This is a genomic window from Pseudomonas folii (genome assembly GCF_014357575.1).
Classification (GTDB): domain Bacteria; phylum Pseudomonadota; class Gammaproteobacteria; order Pseudomonadales; family Pseudomonadaceae; genus Aquipseudomonas; species Aquipseudomonas folii.
The window spans coordinates 41,879-61,032 of record NZ_JACONW010000015.1 but is presented as its reverse complement, the minus strand read 5'-3'; the positions used below and the strand labels follow the sequence as shown (position 1 = coordinate 61,032).

At 57.2% G+C, this 19,154-nt stretch carries 13 protein-coding genes and 3 pseudogenes; 9 read left to right on the top strand and 7 right to left on the bottom strand.

The window, feature by feature from the left end; all coding sequences use genetic code 11:
- Window positions 1-219: 219 nt before the first annotated feature.
- Both H8S59_RS05650 and H8S59_RS05645 read right to left on the bottom strand, forming a co-directional pair.
- Window positions 220-1,554: a lysine N(6)-hydroxylase/L-ornithine N(5)-oxygenase family protein gene (locus H8S59_RS05650; RefSeq protein WP_187520767.1), complete on the bottom strand. Its 1,335-nt coding sequence runs from the start codon at window positions 1,552-1,554 to the stop codon at window positions 220-222.
- A 287-nt stretch (window positions 1,555-1,841) separates the two neighbouring features.
- Window positions 1,842-3,716, bottom strand: coding sequence for an MFS transporter (locus tag H8S59_RS05645; RefSeq protein ID WP_187520766.1), 1,875 nt, complete (start codon window positions 3,714-3,716; stop codon window positions 1,842-1,844).
- Window positions 3,717-4,144: 428 nt separating this feature from the next.
- On the opposite strand from H8S59_RS05645, the gene H8S59_RS05640 reads away from it, so the two are divergent.
- Window positions 4,145-7,618 carry a hybrid sensor histidine kinase/response regulator gene (locus tag H8S59_RS05640; protein WP_187520775.1) on the top strand — a complete coding sequence of 1,158 codons (3,474 nt, stop codon included), beginning with the start codon at window positions 4,145-4,147 and terminating at the stop codon, window positions 7,616-7,618.
- Window positions 7,619-7,718: 100 nt separating this feature from the next.
- On the opposite strand, the pseudogene H8S59_RS26930 reads toward H8S59_RS05640, so the two are convergent.
- Window positions 7,719-7,832: pseudogene (locus H8S59_RS26930) on the bottom strand (hypothetical protein); the annotation flags it as partial.
- Window positions 7,823-8,008: pseudogene (locus tag H8S59_RS05635) on the bottom strand (thioesterase domain-containing protein); the annotation flags it as partial. The pseudogenes H8S59_RS05635 and H8S59_RS26930, both read right to left, overlap by 10 nt.
- Before the next feature lie 231 nt (window positions 8,009-8,239).
- On the opposite strand from H8S59_RS05635, the gene H8S59_RS05630 reads away from it, so the two are divergent.
- Window positions 8,240-8,785, top strand: coding sequence for an RNA polymerase factor sigma-70 (locus H8S59_RS05630; RefSeq protein WP_027900543.1), 546 nt, complete (start codon window positions 8,240-8,242; stop codon window positions 8,783-8,785).
- A gap of 109 nt (window positions 8,786-8,894) precedes the next feature.
- Here the strand turns inward: H8S59_RS05630 and H8S59_RS05625 are convergent.
- Window positions 8,895-9,479, bottom strand: a pseudogene (locus H8S59_RS05625) (GNAT family N-acetyltransferase); the annotation flags it as partial.
- Between the two features lie 1,045 nt (window positions 9,480-10,524).
- On the opposite strand from H8S59_RS05625, the gene H8S59_RS05620 reads away from it, so the two are divergent.
- Complete coding sequence (locus H8S59_RS05620; RefSeq protein WP_095094784.1) at window positions 10,525-11,088, top strand: TetR/AcrR family transcriptional regulator; 564 nt, start codon at window positions 10,525-10,527, stop codon at window positions 11,086-11,088.
- On the opposite strand, the gene fabF is transcribed toward H8S59_RS05620, so the two are convergent.
- The gene (gene fabF, locus H8S59_RS05615; RefSeq protein ID WP_343073038.1) at window positions 11,089-12,369 is read right to left on the bottom strand and encodes a beta-ketoacyl-ACP synthase II; all 1,281 of its coding nucleotides are present in this window, start codon (window positions 12,367-12,369) and stop codon (window positions 11,089-11,091) included.
- A 252-nt stretch (window positions 12,370-12,621) separates the two neighbouring features.
- Window positions 12,622-12,954, bottom strand: coding sequence for a ComEA family DNA-binding protein (locus H8S59_RS05610; protein ID WP_095094788.1), 333 nt, complete (start codon window positions 12,952-12,954; stop codon window positions 12,622-12,624).
- Between the two features lie 521 nt (window positions 12,955-13,475).
- Between H8S59_RS05610 and pseB the strand changes: the two genes are divergently transcribed.
- The 6 genes from pseB to pseI are packed head-to-tail and all read left to right on the top strand — an operon-like array spanning window position 13,476 to window position 19,062.
- Window positions 13,476-14,477, top strand: coding sequence for a UDP-N-acetylglucosamine 4,6-dehydratase (inverting) (pseB, locus tag H8S59_RS05605; RefSeq protein ID WP_095094790.1), 1,002 nt, complete (start codon window positions 13,476-13,478; stop codon window positions 14,475-14,477).
- A 2-nt stretch (window positions 14,478-14,479) separates the two neighbouring features.
- Complete coding sequence (pseC, locus tag H8S59_RS05600) at window positions 14,480-15,640, top strand: UDP-4-amino-4,6-dideoxy-N-acetyl-beta-L-altrosamine transaminase (protein WP_187520763.1); 1,161 nt, start codon at window positions 14,480-14,482, stop codon at window positions 15,638-15,640.
- Entirely contained in the window at window positions 15,637-16,338 is a 702-nt protein-coding gene (pseF, locus tag H8S59_RS05595) for a pseudaminic acid cytidylyltransferase (protein WP_095094793.1), read from the top strand. Before pseC ends, pseF begins: the two co-directional genes overlap by 4 nt.
- A complete protein-coding gene (gene pseG, locus H8S59_RS05590) occupies window positions 16,296-17,453 on the top strand; it encodes a UDP-2,4-diacetamido-2,4,6-trideoxy-beta-L-altropyranose hydrolase (protein WP_246475088.1) in 1,158 nt (385 codons plus the stop codon). The genes pseF and pseG overlap by 43 nt, the downstream gene beginning before the upstream one ends.
- Entirely contained in the window at window positions 17,450-18,007 is a 558-nt protein-coding gene (pseH, locus tag H8S59_RS05585; protein ID WP_343073037.1) for a UDP-4-amino-4,6-dideoxy-N-acetyl-beta-L-altrosamine N-acetyltransferase, read from the top strand. Before pseG ends, pseH begins: the two co-directional genes overlap by 4 nt.
- Window positions 18,004-19,062, top strand: coding sequence for a pseudaminic acid synthase (gene pseI / locus H8S59_RS05580; RefSeq protein WP_187520762.1), 1,059 nt, complete (start codon window positions 18,004-18,006; stop codon window positions 19,060-19,062). Before pseH ends, pseI begins: the two co-directional genes overlap by 4 nt.
- Window positions 19,063-19,154 lie beyond the last annotated feature (92 nt).

Genomic DNA, 19,154 nt, shown 5'->3' with positions numbered 1-19,154 from the left:
AATATTTTTTGATTGAAGCTACGGTGTCCATGTCACCGCGCTGTCTCGCGGTAAACATGCAGCCTGTAGGAGTGAGCTTGCTCGCGATAGCGTCAGGCCAGACGGTAATACCTCAACAGGTCTACCGCTATCGCGAGCAAGCTCACTCCTACAGAAGGCATTCCAAATCAGGTAATTGCAGGGGCCCCCACAAGTTCGGATTTCAATTCATTGATGTGCTCACCCCACCGCCAGCAACCGCTCCAGCACTGACTGATCACGCCCCGCCCGCGCCACATTGGCGTACAGCGACTCGGCGATTTCATCGGCGCGGATTGGCAGCACCGACAACAAGGTGTCGCTCAACCCGTGGCTGGATTCACAGAAACCCTGCATGTAAATCGAAGCTTTGCAGCGGCTGTCGGTCTTGATCCGATAATCGCGATTCACCTCGAAATCCCCCAGGTACTCACTCAGCGGCTCCAGCAGATGACGGTGCAACTGACGCTCGTAGCCGGTGGCAAGAACCACGGCATCGTAGGTCTGGACACTGCTCTCACCATTGGCGAGATTACCCAGCGCCACTTCAATGCCATTGGCAGTCGCCCTGGCGCTCTGAACCGAGGTCAGGTTACGGAATGCATGACGTGCAATGCCCGAGACTTTCTGGCGATATAACACGCCGTAGATGCGTTCGATCAGATCGATGTCCACCACTGAGTAATTAGTGCTGTGGTATTCGCGAATCATCTGTTCGCGCTGCTGGCCGTTCTGGCTGAACATCAAATCAGTGGATTCGGGAGAGAACACTTCGTTGACGAACGGACTGTCGTCGGCAGGCTTGAGTGCCGAGCCGCGCAGGATGATGTCCACCTGCACCGAAGGGTAGCTGTCGTTCAGGTCAATGAAAGCCTCGGCCGCACTCTGCCCGCCCCCCACAATCGCAATGCGCATCGGCTTGCCGTTGGCGCAGGCTTGCTGAGCCATGGATTGCAGATACTTTGAATGGTGAAACACTCGCGCGTCGCCCTTCAGGCTGGAGAACGCCTCGGGAATGCGCGGTGTGCCGCCGGGGCTGACCACTACCGAACGGGTGGTGCGCACGTGATTCTGGCCTTGGGTATCACAGGAAATAACCCGCAACGCCTCGACCTGCTGTTTGTGCAGTACCGGCTCGATGGCGGTGACTTCTTCGCCATAGCGGCTCTGCTCGTTGAACTGCGCAGCGACCCAGCGCAGGTAGTCGTTGTACTCCATCCGGCACGGGTAAAAGGTTCCGAGGTTGATGAAATCCACGAGGCGACCGTGCTGCTTGAGGTAGTTGACGAACGAAAACGGGCTGGTGGGATTACGCAGCGTGACCAGATCTTTGAGGAAGGAAATCTGCAATTCGCTTTGGGTCACCAGCGTGTTGCCATGCCAGCGGTAATCGGCCTGTTTGTCGAGGAACAACGCATCCAGCGCACCATCCCGTTCACCCCGCTCCTGCAGGGCAATTGCCAGTGCCAGATTGGATGGACCAAAACCGATACCGATCAAATCGTGAACCACGGCAGATGCAAGAGCCTGTGTCATTCCAGTGTCCTCGGGAGATGTTGCCCGCTCGTCAATCGATGGCCAGCAAGGTGGCCTGTTGCAGTAGGAAACGAGGACAGGGAAACAAAATTTAACGATTGGGCGGAGAACTGGCGCCAAGGGGCGGACGGGACAGCCGACCCTGCTGTTATGTGATGCATATTCTGTAGGAGCTGCCGAAGGCTGCGAATGCATCAGGCCTGACACACCGCTATCGCAGTCTTCGGCAGCTCCTACAGGAAGACGTTTCCATTCAGAGGATTGCGCTATTTTTGATCAGACGCGGCTCAACGCAACTCCCCACGCAACAACGCCACCTGCTTGCGCGCCGCTGCCTGGGTCGATGCCTCCCCGGTCAACGCGGGCCCGGCGACGACGGTCACCCTCGACCACAGGCGGCGGAACAATCTTTTGCCCGGCGCACGGCTGAAAAAACTGCCCCACAAGCCTTGCAGCGCCATCGGGATGACCGGCACAGGCGTCTGTTCAAGAATGAGCTTCATGCCACTTTTAAACTCATCAATCTCACCGTCGCGAGTCAACTTGCCTTCTGGAAAGATGCATACCAGCTCGCCTTCGCTCAGGTACTGGGCGATTTTTTTGAATGCCTGGTCGTAGATCTGCACGTCCTCACCACGCCCGGCAATGGGAATCGTCCCGGCAGTGCGGAAGATGAAGTTGAGCACCGGCAGGTTGTAGATCTTGTAGTACATGACAAAACGGATCGGCCGCCGCACCGCACCGCCGATCAACAGGGCATCAACGAAGGACACGTGATTACACACCAGCAATGCCGGACCTTCGTCTGGAATATGATCGAGATTATCGTGCTTGACGCGGTACATGGAATGGCTGAGCAGCCAGATCATGAAGCGCATGGTGAACTCTGGAACAACCTTGAAGATGTACACGTTGACCGCGATGTTCATCAACGAGATGGCCAGAAACAGCTCCGGGATCGACAGCTTGGCCACGCTGAGCAGCAAGATCGACACAATCGCCGACACCACCATGAACAGCGCATTGAGAATGTTGTTGGCGGCGATGACCCGAGAGCGTTCGCTTTCCAGGGTGCGGGACTGAATCAGCGCGTACAGCGGAACGATGTAGAAGCCACCGAAAATCCCGATGCCAAGAATGTCCAGCAGCACCCACCACGCCTGACTGAAACCCAGCACGCCCAGCCAGTCGTTGGCCATGACGTTCTGCGGCATTTGCCCGGAATGCCACCACAGCAACAGACCGAACACCGTCAGGCCCATGGAGCCAAATGGCACCAGACCGATTTCCACCTTGCGCCCCGACAAGCGCTCGCAGAGCATCGAGCCGGTCGCGATACCGATGGAGAACACGGTCAGAATCAGCGTCACCACGGTTTCGTCGCCGTACAGCCACTCTTTGGCGTAAGAAGGGATTTGCGTCAGGTAGATCGCACCGACGAACCAGAACCAAGAGTTACCGACAATCGAGCGCGACACCGCGGGCGTTTGTCCAAGACCCAGGCGCAAGGTGGCCCAGGTCTGAGTAAAAATATTCCATTCGATTTTCATCTGCGGCGTAACCGCAGCGGCTCGGGGGATGCTGTGGCTGGCGATGAAACCCAGGCACGCCGTCAACACCATCACACTGGCGACAAACATCTCGTAATGAGCGGTAGACATGATGATGCCGGCACAAATGGTCCCGGCCAGAATCGCCAGAAAGGTGCCCATTTCTACCAGTCCATTGCCGCCGACCAGTTCTTCTTCGCGCAGGTGTTGCGGCAGGATCGAATACTTCACGGGCCCGAACAGCGCCGAGTGGGTGCCCATGGCAAACAACGCCACCAGCATCAGCCACAGGTGCCCGAACAGGAACCCCACCGATCCCACCAGCATGATGCCGATCTCGGCCAGCTTGATCACGCGGATCAACTTGTCCTTGGCGTATTTCTCACCAAACTGCCCGGCCAGTGCGGAAAACAGGAAGAACGGCAGGATGAACAGCAAGGCACACAGATTCACCCAGATCGAGCGATCACCGTCGATGTTCAGTTTGTAGAGAATGGCCAGAATCAGCGATTGCTTGAGGATGTTGTCGTTGAATGCCCCGAGGGACTGAGTGATGAAAAACGGCAGAAAACGACGCTTTCCAAGCAAATTGAACTGTGACTGATGGCTCATCGTCCGCGATCCTGAATGGCAACGGGCACATTGAAGACGTTACAGGACGTAATGTCGATAGGATGTTTCGGAATGTTGTGGATTTGGAGGTCAATTCAAGTTGCCACGCAAACAGAGGGAGATTTTATTTTTGCTCGCAAGCTCACGTGGGACCGGCTTTAGCCGGGAAGGCGATATGTCTGACGATAAAAATGTAGAGCCTGTACTGGCCTCTTCCCGGCTGAAGCCGGTTCCACGTCCATAAACAAATTCCGTGTGCGAGGCTTGGTCTGGGCGGCATTCCGACAATTCAGGCGCTGTGGTTGCCCGCGATAAGCGCCACAAGTGCACACATCCACCCACTCTTCTCTTTCACGACTAAAGTCGCTCCTACTCTCCCGAACCTTCATGCGAGACTAGCCAGCTTGTTCCTGAGGCTCTGAATGTCTATGTCGCTGTCCACCGGGCTGATTGCGGCCGTCGCCCTGGCTTATATGGCCGTCATGTTTGCCATCGCCTTTTACGGAGACCGGCGCAGCACTTCGCTGCCGCCCCGGCTGCGGGCGTGGGTGTATAGCCTGTCGCTGGCGGTGTATTGCACCAGTTGGACGTTCTTTGGCGCGGTCGGTCAGGCCGCCGAGCAGTTATGGTCGTTCCTGCCGATCTACCTGGGGCCTGTGGTACTGATGCTGCTGGCACCCTGGGTGCTGCAGAAAATGGTGCTGATCAGCAAACAGGAAAACATCACCTCGATTGCCGACTTCATCGCCGCCCGATACGGCAAGTCGCAGTCCCTGGCAGTAGTCGTTGCGCTGATCTGTCTGGTTGGAGTTTTGCCCTACATCGCCCTGCAACTCAAAGGCATCGTGCTCGGGGTGAACATCCTTATTGGTGCCGTCGCGGACGCCGCCGGAACCCGAGCGCAGGACACAGCGCTGATCGTTTCGCTGGTCCTCGCGCTGTTCACGATTGTCTTCGGCACGCGCAATCTGGACGTTACCGAGCACCACCGCGGCATGGTCATGGCGATTGCCTTCGAGGCGCTGGTCAAGCTGTTTGCTTTCATGGCAGTGGGCGCGTTCGTGACGTATGGCCTCTATGACGGCTTCGACGACCTGTTCAATCAGGCCCTGATCGCGCCAAGGCTTGAGGAATACTGGAAGGAAACCATCAACTGGCCATCGATGGTGGTGCAAACCGGCGTGGCGATGATGGCGATTGTCTGCCTGCCCCGACAGTTTCACGTCACTGTCGTAGAAAACATCGATCCGCAAGACCTGCGGCTGGCCAAGTGGGTGTTCCCGGCCTATCTGGTTCTCGCGGCACTGTTTGTTGTGCCCATCGCTCTCGCCGGGCAAATGCTCCTGCCCGACTCAGTGCTGCCGGACTCGTTCGTGATCAGCCTGCCACTGGCGACCACGCACCCTTCGCTGGCCTTGCTGGCGTTCATCGGCGGCGCCTCGGCGGCCACGGGCATGGTGATTGTGGCGAGTGTCGCGCTGTCGACGATGATCTCCAACGACATGCTGCTGCCGTGGCTGCTGAGCCGCAAAACCGCTGAGCGCCCGTTTGAGGCGTTCCGCCACTGGATGCTGTCGGTGCGCCGGGTCAGCATCGTGGTCATTCTGCTGCTCGCCTACGTTTGCTATCGGCTACTGGGTTCGACTGCCAGTCTGGCAACCATAGGCCAGATCGCCTTTGCCGCCATCACACAGTTATCGCCCGCGATGTTTGGCGCACTGTGGTGGAAGCAGGCCAACCGTCGGGGTGTTTTTGCCGGGTTGGGGGCCGGGATTTTCCTGTGGTTTTATACCCTGGTGCTGCCGATTTCTGCCGAAAGCCTCGGCTGGTCTCTAGACAGCTTTCCACTCCTGGCCTGGCTGCACAGCAATCCACTGGGGCTGCCGATTACGCCGCTGACCCAAGGCGTGGTGCTGTCGCTGGCGGGCAACTTCATTCTGTTTGGCTGGGTGTCGGTGATCTCCAAGACACGGGTTTCCGAGCACTGGCAGGCCGGGCGTTTCATCGGTCAGGACGCCAGCGTCAGCACCGGCAACCGGCCGCTGCTGGCAGTACAGGTCGAGGACTTGTTGAACCTGTCCGCGCGTTTCGTGGGTGAAGAACGCGCCCGACAAAGCTTCATCCGCTTCGCCTATCGACAGGGCAAAGGCTTCAACCCAAACCAGAACGCCAACGGTGACTGGATCGCCCACACTGAGCGCCTGTTGGCCGGTGTGCTGGGTGCGTCATCGACCCGCGCCGTGGTGAAAGCCGCCATCGAAGGCCGCGACATGCAGCTCGAAGACGTGGTGCGCATCGCTGACGAAGCCTCCGAGGTGCTGCAGTTCAACCGCGCCCTGCTTCAAGGGGCCATCGAGAACATCACCCAGGGCATCAGCGTGGTCGATCAATCGCTGAAGCTGGTGGCGTGGAATCACCGGTATCTGGAGCTGTTCAATTATCCCGAGGGGCTGATCAGCATTGGCCGCCCGATTGCCGACATCATTCGCTACAACGCCGAACGCGGTCTGCTTGGCCCCGGCGAGGCGGAAGTTCACGTGGCCCGGCGTCTGCACTGGATGCGTCAGGGGCGCGCCCACACCTCGGAGCGGATGTTCCCCAATGGCCGGGTGATCGAGTTGATCGGCAACCCGATGCCAGGCGGCGGCTTTGTAATGAGCTTCACCGACATTACCGCCTTCCGAGATGCCGAGCATGCACTCAAGGGCGCGAATGAAAGCCTTGAACAACGGGTCGCCGAGCGTACCCATGAGCTGTCGCAACTGAACCTCGCCCTGACCGAAGCCAAGGGCACGGCAGAAGCGGCGAACCAGTCGAAAACCCGTTTTCTGGCAGCGGTCAGCCATGACCTGATGCAACCACTGAACGCCGCCCGCCTGTTTTCTGCGGCGCTGTCCCATCAGGACGACGGTATGTCCGCCGACGCTCAGCAACTGGTGCAGCATCTGGACAGCTCGCTGCGCTCGGCAGAAGACCTGATCAGCGACCTGCTGGACATTTCCCGCCTGGAAAACGGCAAGATCACCCCGGATCGTCAGCCTTTCGCGCTGAACACGTTGTTCGACACGTTGGGCGCAGAGTTCAAGGCGCTGGCTCAGGAACAAGGCCTGGAATTCCGGGTAAGCGGTACCGCGCTGCGGGTCGACAGCGACATCAAGTTGCTGCGCCGCATCTTGCAGAACTTCCTGACCAATGCCTTCCGTTACGGCAAGGGCCCGATATTGTTGGGCGTACGCCGCCGTGGCACCTACCTGAGTCTGGAGGTCTGGGATCGTGGGCCGGGTATTCCGGAAGACAAGCGACGGGTGATTTTCGAAGAGTTCAAACGTCTGGACAGTCACCAGACCCGCGCCGAAAAAGGACTGGGACTGGGCCTGGCGATTGCTGATGGTCTGTGTCGCGTACTGGGCCACACCTTGCAAGTACGTTCATGGCCGGGCAAAGGCAGTGTGTTCAGTGTGTGCGTGCCACTGGCTCAGCATCAGACGGTTCCGGCCAGCATTGTCCCCGATGCGAACCGCACTGCGCTGACCGGGACACAGGTGTTGTGCATTGATAATGAGGACAGCATTTTGATCGGCATGAACAGCTTGCTGACTCGCTGGGGATGTCAGGTCTGGACCGCCCGCAGCCGTGAGGAATGTCAGGCACTGCTGGATGAGGGCGTACGTCCGCAGCTGGCGCTGGTGGATTACCACCTGGACAATGGCGAGACCGGCACCGAGCTGATGGCCTGGTTGCGGACGCGCCTCGGCAAGCCGGTACCGGGCGTGGTGATCAGCGCCGACGGCCGCCCCGAACTGATCGCTCAAGTGCATGCTGCCGGGCTGGATTACCTGCCCAAGCCGGTCAAGCCCGCGGCGTTGCGGGCGCTGTTGAGTCGGCATGTGATGTTGGGATAAACGCGAAGCCCTGTAGGAGCTGCCGAAGGCTGCGATAGCGGTGTGTCATAGGCATCCATTCGCAGCCTTCGGCAGCGCCTACAGAAATGGACAACAGGGTTTAGATCCTTTCCACCGCGGCAGCCAATGCCCTGGCAAACCTTCTTGCGACCTCATCAACTTGCTCGGCGGTAATAATCAGCGGCGGCAGGAAGCGTACGACGCCGCCGGGCCGGCTGTGGCCGACGCGAACAGACACAGCGGCGGGACATCCAGCGCCAGCAACCCATAAGCCAGTTCATAACCGAGCAAACCGCCCAGACTATGACCGAACAACGCATAAGGCTGGCCAGGGCTCTGTCGCAACTGGCGAGCAACCTCACCGGCCAACTGCGCGGCAAGCTGGCGCATAGCCGGGGCTGTCACCCAAGAAAACGGACGGAGGCGAGAAATAATTAGTAACGGCTAAACGGGCTGATCGCCAGACAGGGCAAGCGATGAAGCAAAAAGCTATGAGAAAGGAATACCGATAGATATTTTTCTCATTTGACAATCATTATCATCCAGCCTAATTTGTTGCCCGGTGTGTAGGGGGCTTCCCTACGAAAGCTGCATCTGCCCAACTGCTGCAAGGTGATTTCCATGCCGGAACAACTATCCACAAGTACGTGCGATTCACCGCTACTCCAGGCGTTCGTCGAAAACCGCCTGATTCTGGTCAAGATTGCCGCCCGCATTACCGGCTGCCGATCACGGGCCGAAGACGTCGTACAGGACGCTTTCTTTCGATTGCAGTCCGCGCCGCAGATCACCTCGTCGATCAAGGCCCAGCTCAGTTACCTGTTTCAGATCGTGCGCAATCTGGCGATCGATCATTACCGCAAACAGGCGCTTGAGCAGAAGTACTCGGGCTCCGAGGAAGAAGGACTCAATGTGGTTATCCACGGCGCGTCCCCTGAAACCTCGCACATGAATTTCACCACCCTGGAAACCATTGCCGACGCCCTGACCGAACTGCCTAGCCGCACGCGCTATGCATTCGAGATGTACCGGCTGCACGGCGTCCCGCAGAAGGACATTGCCAAGGAGCTCGGTGTTTCGCCGACGCTGGTGAACTTCATGATCCGCGATGCCTTGGTGCATTGCCGCAAGGTTTCCCTTCAGGAAGCGCGCGCTGTCAGGCGCTAAACACTGAACCTGTAGGAGCTGCCGAAGGCTGCGAAAGCGTCTTCACTGACAACCTTCAATCGCAGCCTTCGGCAACTCCTACAGGTAAGGTGATCGACGCAACCCCGCGTTAAAGCCACTCACACCGCTCAAAAAACCGCTGCCGATCCAGGGTCATCAGCGCTGCCCGCTTATGGGGAAAATCGAATTCCTTTTCCTTCTCAAACCCCTGCCCTTGCATGTAGGCAATCATCTTCCCGTTGTCGGCGCGCGGTTCTGATACCAGTCGCTGGGTGCGCTCATCATCGAGGAAAAGGTAATGCACCAGTGCGGAAAGCCAACTGGCGACTTTATGCGGACCCCGATGGCCTTCTTCGCCAACCAGCATGTGGATCCCGCGGTCGTAATCGCCTGGATTGCAGAACGGGGCGATGCGATCTTCCAGCGCCCAGTAGGCTTCAAAATAGGCAAATGGCTGGTCGTCGAAGCAGCCGATCAAGGTCAGGGTGTGAGGGTCGGCAGCCTGTTTTTCCAGGTACTCCCGGTGCTGCTCCAGCGACCCGCCCTCCTGCCAGAATTGCAGAACGCGGGGGTTGTTTTGCCAGCGATTGAAGCGTTCAAGGTCCAGATCGATGTCCAGGGCGCGCAGTGAAATCGAGGCGCCGAGACGGGCATCAAAACGTCGATAGACTTCGCCAACAGGCTTGGCCGGGCGAATCAACGGCATCGCCGTCGCGGATAATGACTGGGGCATGTTTGGGGCTCACGAATTAGGGCTGATTCAATGAGAAAACGTGCCCCGGGCGGGAAAATTTAATGCAGGGTTTCAATCAAGCACCTCAGGTTGAAACATGAAACGGTAGGAGGCAACTTGTTGGCGAGAAGGACCACGCGGTGTGTCAGTTGAATCGTCTCGCGAACGAGTTCGCTCCTACCGGATAGCGCGGTGTTCACGCCGTTCGGGTAGGAGCCAACTTGTTGGCGAGAAGAGCTACGCGGTGTGTCAGTTGAATTTTCTCGCGAACAAGTTCGCTCCTACCGGGTGGCGCGGTGTTCACGCCGTTCGGGTAGGAGCAACTTGTTGGCGAGAAGGGTTACGCGGTGTATCTGTTGAATCGTCTCGCGAACAAGTTCGCTCCTACCGGCTGGCGCGGTGTTCACGCCGTTCGGGTAGGAGGCAACTTGTTGGCGAGAGGAGCTACGCGGTGTGTCAGTTGAATTTTCTCGCGAACACGTTCGCTCCTACCGGGTGGCGCGGTGTTCATGCCGTTCGGGTAGGAGGCAACTTGTTGGCGAGAAGGGCCACGCGGTGTGTCTGTTGAATCGTCTCGCGAACGAGTTCGCTCCTACCGGGGGGCGCGGTGTTCATGCCGTTCGGGTAGGAGGCAACTTTTTGGCGAGAAGGGCTACGCGGTGTGTCAGGTGAATTTTCTCGCGAACAAGTTCGCTCCTACCGGGTGGCACGGTGTTCACGCCGTTCGGGTAGGAGGCAACTTGTTGGCGAGAAGGACCACGCGGTGTGTCTGTTGAATCGTCTCGCGAACGAGTTCGCTCCTACCGGGTGGCGCGGTGTTCATGCCGCTCGGGTAGGAGGCAACTTGTTGGCGAGAAGGACCACGCGGTGTGTCAGTTGAATTGTCTCGCGAACAAGTTCGCTCCTACCGGTTGGCGCGACCTCTAAGGAAATTTACGATCCGCACGCCCCTCATCCATGTAAAAATGTCGACCAACATATCAAGGCCCAGTGTCAGGAGGATTGCATGCGGTACGCGCACGACCACAAAGCCCAGACTCACGAACGCATTCTTCACGAAGCCTCGGCACGCTTTCGTCGCGACGGTATTGGTGCCACCGGGCTGCAGCCGCTGATGAAAGCATTGGGGCTGACCCATGGCGGCTTCTACGCGCACTTCAAATCCAAGGATGACCTGGTCGAAAACGCGATGCGCTGTGCGGCGGACGAAGCCAACGAACGCACCAGACAAGCCTTCGAACAAGAGAATGGCCTGAGCGCATTTATCGATATGTATTTGTCCGAAGGACATCGCAATGCGCCCGAGAAAGGCTGCCCAATGCCGACCATGGCGTCGGAGCTCGGTCAGCGCGGTCAGCCCAGTCCGATCGCCGATGAACTGATCGAGTCGCGACTCGCCGCCCTGCAACACGCACTCGGCGGGCCGGATGCCGACGCGCAAAGCGTGGTGATGCTGTCCACTCTGGTTGGCGCTTTGATGCTGTCGCGCAGCACACAGGATCCGGCTCTTTCAGCGCGAATCCTGCACACCACCCGTGAATGGTTGAAACAGCAGAACACCGAGTCCTGATCAATCCTGCCAGCGCTTGAACAACACGCTGGCATTGACGCCACCGAAGCCAAAACCGTTCGACAACGCGTATTCGATGGCCATGGTCCGCGCTGCGCCGTGGACAATATCGAGACCGGCTGCGGCTTCATCAGGATTGTCGAAATTGAGGGTCGCCGGAGCGATCTGATCGCGAATCGCCAACGCGGTGAAAATGGCCTCGATCCCACCCGCAGCGCCCAACAAATGCCCGGTCGCCGATTTGGTCGAAGTCACTGCGATGGAGTGTTGATCGCCAAACAGTGCCTTGATGGCCGCCATCTCCCCTTTGTCGCCGACCGGCGTGGAAGTGGCATGAGCATTCAGGTGCTGAATGTGTTCTGGCTGGATCCCCGCCTGGCGAATCGCCGCGCCCATGGCCCGCTGAGCACCACTGCCGTCTTCCGGCCCAGCCGTCAGGTGATAAGCATCGGCACTGGTGCCATAACCCACCAGTTCGACGATGGGTTTCGCGCCCCGGGCAAGGGCATGTTCCAGCGATTCAATCACCAGAATCCCGGCGCCCTCGCCCATCACAAAACCGTCGCGATCACGATCAAAGGGACGCGAAGCACGCTCGGGCGTTTCATTGAAGCCACTGGACAGGGCACGAGCGGCAGCGAACCCCCCCAGGCTAACCCGATCGATTGCCGCCTCCGCCCCGCCGCAAATAGCAATATCCGCTTCACCACAACGGATCATTCGCGCTGCATCGCCAATGGCTTGCACACCCGCGGCACAGGCCGTCACCGGCGCCCCCAGCGGCCCTTTGAAACCATGTTGAATGGAAACATGACCCGCTGCCAGATTGACCAGAAACGAGGGAATCGTGAACGGGGACAAACGCCGCGGTCCACGGCTGTCGGTGGTGCGAACAGCATCGGCAATCGCCCCGAAACCACCAATCCCCGAGCCAATTATCGTCGCCGTTCGCTCCCTGGCCTCTTCGTTATCAGCTACCCAGCCAGCCTGCGCAATCGCCTCCTGGGCGGCAGCGAGGGCAAACAGGATGAAGCGATCCATTTTCTTTTGCTCTTTGGCGGGCACCGCGCTGTCCGCATCGAAACCGGCTTCAGGATCGTCAGCCATGAGTGGTACGCGCCCCCCGACCTTACCCGGCAGATCGGCAACGATTTCTTCACTCAACCGAACAATGCCGGAGCGCCCGGCCAGCAGGCGCTGCCACACGGCTTCGACGCCAGTGCCCAGAGGCGTAACCAGCCCCATCCCGGTCACGACAATTCGTGGACCATTCCTGGTGATCTGTGCCTCAGCGCTCACGACTTGACGCCTTTCGCATGGGTAATGCTCATTTTTGAAATCTCCAGTCCACATTCCGGCTTTATATTAAACATGTAATTCAAAGCATTGTATGTCGACCAGCATTTGATGTGTCAAGAGGCCCAAATCAAGCGCAAGGATGTCGTGTGCCAGGTCTGGCAGCAGGAGGAGATGAAGCGGGGATGACAGGAAGGCCGGTCCTGGACCGGCCTGATCAGAAGGAATTAAAGGCGGTTACTCGACTGCGAGTCTGTCCCGATTCTTGTCCAGAAGGGCTTTGCCAATGCCTTTGACTTCAATCAACTCGTCCACCGAGGTGAACTCACCGTTGGCCTCGCGATAGGCGACGATGGCTTCAGCCTTACCCTTTCCGATGCCTGAGAGTTGCTTCTGCAGGGTTTCCGCTTCAGCGGTATTGATGTTGACCTTGGGTGCCATTTGATCCTGCATGACGACCGCGGCCATGGGGGTATTCTTTTCCGAAGGCGTAACCGGCGCGGCGGTTACAGCAACCGAAGCACTGGTTAAAAACGCGAATAACAACGAGGAAAGAAAAGCTTTACGCATGTGGAACACTCCGTAACATCATGATTGAGTGCGACATTCCTTGAGTCGCCACTCAAACTTAGTTCAGGGTGTTGGGGTGTCAATCGAGGCAAGGGTGACCAGTTATTACACGAGCGAGCTGATAAGGTTTTCATTACACCCGCCACGCTAATCGGGTAACACGAGGCGACAAACTGCCTTTTTCGAACGCAACATAATTCACTGGATAAATGGTTTTTTGCAGGACTGGCCGGGCGGCGTTCCGCTTTAGCCGGGAGGAAGCCAGTACATTCGCCAGGTACCCTTCGCCAGACATAATCTCTTCCCGGCTAAAGCCGGTCTTACGGGTCTATGCCTGCGGGACGCAATGGAGGATTTTTCAAGGCCGAAAGCACAATCACGGTGGGACAAAAGTTGGCGACCATGCAGAGTGCGATATGCTCTACTTCATCGCATTGGCACCCATGACGATCTGATCGCAAATGACTGCGCAATCAAATGTCAGGCCGAACACATCCAAGACTTCTTTTCAGGATAGATAGATGTTCAACGATAAGACCATTCTCATCACCGGTGGCACGGGGTCGTTCGGCAAAAAGTACGTTCAGACTATTTTGAGCCGCTACACGCCTAAGAAGTTGATCATATTTTCTCGCGACGAACTCAAGCAGTACGAAATGCAGCAGACCTTCAATGCTCCGTGCATGCGCTATTTCATTGGTGACGTGCGTGATAAGGAGCGCATGGTGCAAGCGATGCGGGGTGTTGATTTCGTTATTCATGCCGCGGCACTCAAGCAGGTGCCTGCCGCAGAATACAACCCGATGGAATGCATCAAGACCAACATTCATGGTGCTGAAAACGTCATTCATGCAGCGCTGGAGAATAATGTAGAGCGGGTGATTGCGTTATCCACCGACAAGGCTGCCAACCCGATCAATCTTTACGGTGCGACCAAGCTGGCGTCTGACAAACTTTTTGTCGCCGCCAACAATATGTCCGGGGGGCATCGCTGCCAGTTTTCAGTAGTCCGCTACGGCAACGTCGTCGGGTCGCGGGGTTCAGTTGTACCGTTCTTTGAGAAACTCATCGCTTCCGGCGCTGATTCTTTGCCGATTACCGACGCACGCATGACGCGCTTCTGGATCACGTTGCAACAGGGCGTGGATTTTGTGCTGAAGAACTTTGAACGCATGTATGGCGGTGAGATTTTTGTACCCAAGATCCCATCGGTACGCATTACTGACCTCGCTGAAGCCATGGCGCCGGGTATGCCGCAAAAGGTTATCGGAATCCGTCCCGGCGAGAAGCTGCATGAAATCATGTGCCCTTCCGATGACTCGCACCTGACTCTGGAATTCGAAGATCATTACGTGCTGCGCCCGACCATCACATTCTACAGTCGCACTAACGACTTCACAGTTAACCAGTTGGGTGAAACCGGTGTGCCTGTGCAGCAAGGGTTTGAATACAATTCCGGGACAAATCCGCAGTTTCTCGATGTGGCTCAAGTTGCTCAGTTCAACAAGTCCGCCGAGGCCTGAATATGATTCCCTATGGCCGCCAGGACATTACCCAGGCCGATATTGACGCAGTGGTGGGCGTTTTACAGTCCGACTTTCTGACCCAGGGGCCGATGGTCCCGCGGTTTGAGGGCCTGATTGCCAACTACTGCGGCGCCAGACATGCGCTCGCAGTCAACAGCGCGACGTCCGCGCTGCACATTGCCTGTCTTGCGCTGGGGCTTGGGCCCGGCGATCTGTTGTGGACGACACCGGTTACATTCGTCGCTTCTGCCAACTGCGGACTGTATTGCGGTGCGCAGGTTGATTTCGTGGACATCGATCCGCGCACTTACAACCTTGACGTCGTAGCGCTTGAGGATAAGTTGCTGGAAGCTCAACGAACCGGGCAGTTGCCGAAGGTATTGGTTGCGGTACATCTCTGCGGCCAGCCTTGTGACATGGAGCGCATCCATGCACTGTCGCAGCAATTCGGGTTTCGGGTTATCGAAGATGCATCCCATGCCATTGGCGGCAAGTACCAGGGTCTACCCATTGGTAACTGCCAATATAGCGATATCACGGTTTTCAGCTTTCACCCGGTAAAGATCATTACCACCGCAGAAGGCGGGATGGTCACCACCAATGATGCGCAACTGGCCCGGAAGTTGGCATTGCTGCGCAGCCATGGCATTACCCGCGATCCGGAGCAAATGACCCACGACGCCGATGGCCCGTGGTACTACCAACAAATCGATCTCGGCTTCAATTATCGGATGACCGAGTTGCAGGCGGCGTTGGGTGTCAGCCAGATGGACCGGCTTGATGATTACGTTACGCGGCGACACCTGTTGGCAGCACGTTATCAAGAGCTGCTGGCTCACTTGCCGATCACCCTCCCATGGCAGCACCCGGAAGGCTACTCAGGCCTGCACTTGTTCGTCATCCGCTTGCAGCTCGACAAACTGGCGGTGACGCATCGCCAAGTGTTCGAATCCATGCGTGCTCAGGGTATCGGCGTAAACCTGCATTACATTCCGGTGCACACGCAGCCGTACTTCCAGCAAATGGGTTTTGCGCCGGACGCCTTTCCGGAAAGCCAGAAATACTATCGTGAAGCCCTCAGTATTCCGATGTTCCAGACCATGACCCTCGACCACCAGGATGAGGTTGTCGCGGCCCTGAGCAAGGCCCTCATCCCATGAAACTGGCGGTGATCCCTGCTCGCGGTGGCAGCAAGCGTATAACCCGCAAGAACATCAAGATGTTTTGCGGCAAGCCAATCATTGCCTGGTCGATTGAGGCAGCACTTCAGAGTGGCTGCTTTGATCGCGTAGTCGTCTCCACCGACGATGAAGAGATCGCGGAAGTGGCGCGCGAATACGGCGCAACCACGCCGTTCATGCGCCCGGATACCTTGTCGGACGATTACACCGGCACCATCCCGGTGGTGGCCCACGCCGTGCAGTGGCATCTGGATAGCGGGATTGCCGCGACGCATGTGTGCTGCGTCTATGCGACGGCGCCTTTCGTCAGGGCTGAGGATCTGCAGGCAGGTCTGAATGTGCTGGAAGAGACCGGCAGTGATTATGCGTTCTCAGTAACCAGCTACCCCTTCCCTATCCAGCGCGCCATACGCCTTGATGAAGCTGATCGCGTAAGCATGTTCAGCCCGGAACATTTCAATACCCGCTCGCAGGAACTGGAAGAGGCTTTTCACGACGCAGGCCAATTCTATTGGGGCAAGGCGAGTGCCTGGCTGCAGGGCAAAATCATGTTCAGTCGGTATTCGGCAGCCGTAAAGCTGGCGCGGCATCGCGTGCAAGACATCGATACCCTTGATGACTGGGTACGTGCGGAATGGATGTTCAAGGCAATGAATGCTGCGGATGCGGCAAAGTGAAGCCGATGAGGGTCGTTTTCAGGGTCGATGCCTCACTTGAGATGGGCAGCGGTCATGTCATGCGCTGCCTCACATTGGCTCATGCCCTCACGGAAAGAGGCTCTGTCTGTGAGTTTTTGTGCAGAGAGCACCCTGGCAACCTGATTGGGTTTATTCGCAATCAAGGGTTTGCAGTCCTCAGTCTGGGAGCGCCTTGCGCCGACATATCTGCTTATTCCAGCGCTCACTACCTGCAATGGTTGGGGGCCACTCAGGAGAGTGATGCATTAACTTGCGAACGGGCTCTTGGTGATCATCAATATGATTGGATGATCGTAGATCACTACGGGATCGACTATCGCTGGCAAGAACTATTGGGATCTCATTACTCAAGGTTGGCTGTGATCGATGACCTGGCCACTCGCAGCCACTGCTGCGATGTGCTGCTGGACCAGACTTACGGACGCCCCGAGTCTGACTATCAGAGACTAGTGCCTGAGGGATGCGAAATACTGACTGGCAGTGAATACGCCCTGCTTCGCCCTGACTTTTCAAGGCTGCGAGAAATGTCACTCGAGCGGCGTAAAAACAGCGGACTGAAACGTATCCTGATCAGTCTCGGTGGAGTAGACAGCAACAATGTCACGGAGCGGGTTCTGGATGGCTTGTGCGAAAGCCCGCTCCCCAAGGATTCTGAAATCGTTGTCGTGATGGGAACGACTGCGCCGTGGCTGGAAGCTGTTCGCCAGCGGGCAGCAGGCATGCCGTGGAGAACCAGTGTTATTGAGAATGTTTCGGATATGGCAAGTCAGATGTGCGCTGCCGATCTGGCCATAGGCGCTGCTGGATCTACGTCCTGGGAACGATGCTGTCTTGGCTTGCCTACGCTGATGTTGATATTGGCCGATAACCAACGATATGCCGCATCGTTGCTGTCATCTGCGGGTGCGGCTCACGTGCTGTCCTCTGAAGAAGCACTTGGTGATCAATTATCGCAGTGCATCGAGCGTGCGCTCAGTGACCCTGGTTTTCTGAATAATATGACCACCGCCTCTTCAGGGATTACCGACGGTGCAGGAGCAAACAGGGTCAGCAGTATTCTGAAGCGATTGGCGGGTATGGAGATGGCGCAGTGAGCAGCTTGGGGTTGTTAAGAGCTATCCGTGAGGACGAACTTGAGCGCGTGCTGACGTGGCGCAATGCCGAAAGCGTTCGGAGCAATATGTACTCCAGGCATGTTATTTCCCCCTCCGAACACAGGAAGTGGTGGAACTCGCTTCAGGGGCGAACGGACCGACGTTACTTCATGTATGAGTGCTCGGGTATTGCTCTCGGCGTGGTGGGCTTTAGCGATCTTGACAGGGTTGATGCCGTGGGCACATGGGCGTTTTATGCCGATCCGGAATCGCCAAAAGGAACGGGCAGTAAAATGGAGTTTCTGGCATTAGATATGGCCTTTGGCGAACTCGCCCTGCACAAGCTGCGATGCGAAGTGCTGGAATTCAATCATGCCGTGCTCAAGCTGCATCAGAAATTCGGATTCACGATTGAAGAGGTGCCGCCCAAGCAGCATCTGTACGAGGGTGAGCAAGTGGGTATCGTTCAGTTCGGTTTGTTGTCGTCAGAGTGGCAGGAAAAACGTCCGGCCATTCTGGATAAGCTGGTCAAGGTGTTTGGGGAAAGATCATGAGTCCATCGATATCCATAGCAGGCCGTACCATTGGTGTGGAGTCGTCTCCCTATATCATTGCCGAGCTTTCCGCCAATCATAATGGCAAGCTGGAAACCGCACTGAAAATCATTGAAGCAGCCAAGCTGGCTGGCGCTGATGCTGTCAAGTTACAGACCTATACGGCTGATACCATCACCCTTGATAGCGATGCCGATGAATTCAAAATTCACGGTGGATTGTGGGACGGTGAGACTCTGCATGGGCTGTATCTTCGCGCCCAGATGCCTTGGGAGTGGCACGCGCCGCTGTTCGAGCATGCCCGTAAAGTAGGCATCACGCTGTTCAGCTCGCCGTTCGATTCAACGGCTGTGGATTTGCTTGAGGACCTCGGCGCGCCCGCTTACAAGATCGCTTCATTTGAAGCTGTAGATCTGCCGCTGATCAAATACGTCGCCAGCACCGGCAAACCCATGATCATTTCCACCGGAATGGCGGATGAGCAGGAGATTGCCGAAGCCATTGACGCAGCGCGTGCCGGCGGCTGTAAAGAACTCGCGATTCTGCACTGTGTCAGTGGTTATCCAGCGCCTGCGGAAGACTACAACCTGCGTACCCTCCCCGACATGATGAAGCGCTTCGGGCTGGTAACCGGTCTGTCGGACCATACCCTCGATAACACCACCGCCATCACCAGTGTTGCGCTGGGCGCATCCATCATCGAAAAGCACTTCACCCTCGACCGCAGTGGCGGTGGTCCGGACGACAGCTTCTCGCTGGAACCCCATGAGTTGAAGGCATTGTGTCGGGACAGTAAAACGGCCTGGGCCGCGCTAGGTCGTGTGGACTATGGCCGTAAAGCCAGCGAGCAAGGGAACGTGAAGTTTCGACGTTCGTTGTATTTCGTGAAAGATCTCAAGGCCGGCGAGATGATCAGTGCAGATGCTGTGCGCAGCGTGCGGCCGGGCTTTGGGATGGCACCGAAGTATCTGGATCAGGTGATTGGTTCGTTGGCCGCAACGGATATCGCCATGAATACCCCGGTACGAGCCGAGAATGTGAAGCTCAAACAGTGATCGCTTTTGCCGACGCTTCAGACGGGTCTGGTGAGTCGCGGTACAACCGCATGCCGTTATACTGACAAAGTCATGCGCTCGCCGGACTACAC

What these genes read in the sequence shown, in the direction of transcription:
- H8S59_RS05620 (WP_095094784.1), top strand. Translation starts at nt 10,525, where the DNA reads ATGCGGTACGCGCACGACCACAAAGCCCAGACTCACGAACGCATTCTT.
- pseF (WP_095094793.1), top strand. Translation starts at nt 15,637, where the DNA reads ATGAAACTGGCGGTGATCCCTGCTCGCGGTGGCAGCAAGCGTATAACC.
- pseC (WP_187520763.1), top strand. Translation starts at nt 14,480, where the DNA reads ATGATTCCCTATGGCCGCCAGGACATTACCCAGGCCGATATTGACGCA.
- H8S59_RS05610 (WP_095094788.1), bottom strand. Translation starts at nt 12,954, where the DNA reads ATGCGTAAAGCTTTTCTTTCCTCGTTGTTATTCGCGTTTTTAACCAGT.
- H8S59_RS05640 (WP_187520775.1), top strand. Translation starts at nt 4,145, where the DNA reads ATGTCGCTGTCCACCGGGCTGATTGCGGCCGTCGCCCTGGCTTATATG.
- H8S59_RS05650 (WP_187520767.1), bottom strand. Translation starts at nt 1,554, where the DNA reads ATGACACAGGCTCTTGCATCTGCCGTGGTTCACGATTTGATCGGTATC.
- pseG (WP_246475088.1), top strand. Translation starts at nt 16,296, where the DNA reads ATGGATGTTCAAGGCAATGAATGCTGCGGATGCGGCAAAGTGAAGCCG.
- pseB (WP_095094790.1), top strand. Translation starts at nt 13,476, where the DNA reads ATGTTCAACGATAAGACCATTCTCATCACCGGTGGCACGGGGTCGTTC.
- H8S59_RS05630 (WP_027900543.1), top strand. Translation starts at nt 8,240, where the DNA reads ATGCCGGAACAACTATCCACAAGTACGTGCGATTCACCGCTACTCCAG.
- pseI (WP_187520762.1), top strand. Translation starts at nt 18,004, where the DNA reads ATGAGTCCATCGATATCCATAGCAGGCCGTACCATTGGTGTGGAGTCG.
- H8S59_RS05645 (WP_187520766.1), bottom strand. Translation starts at nt 3,716, where the DNA reads ATGAGCCATCAGTCACAGTTCAATTTGCTTGGAAAGCGTCGTTTTCTG.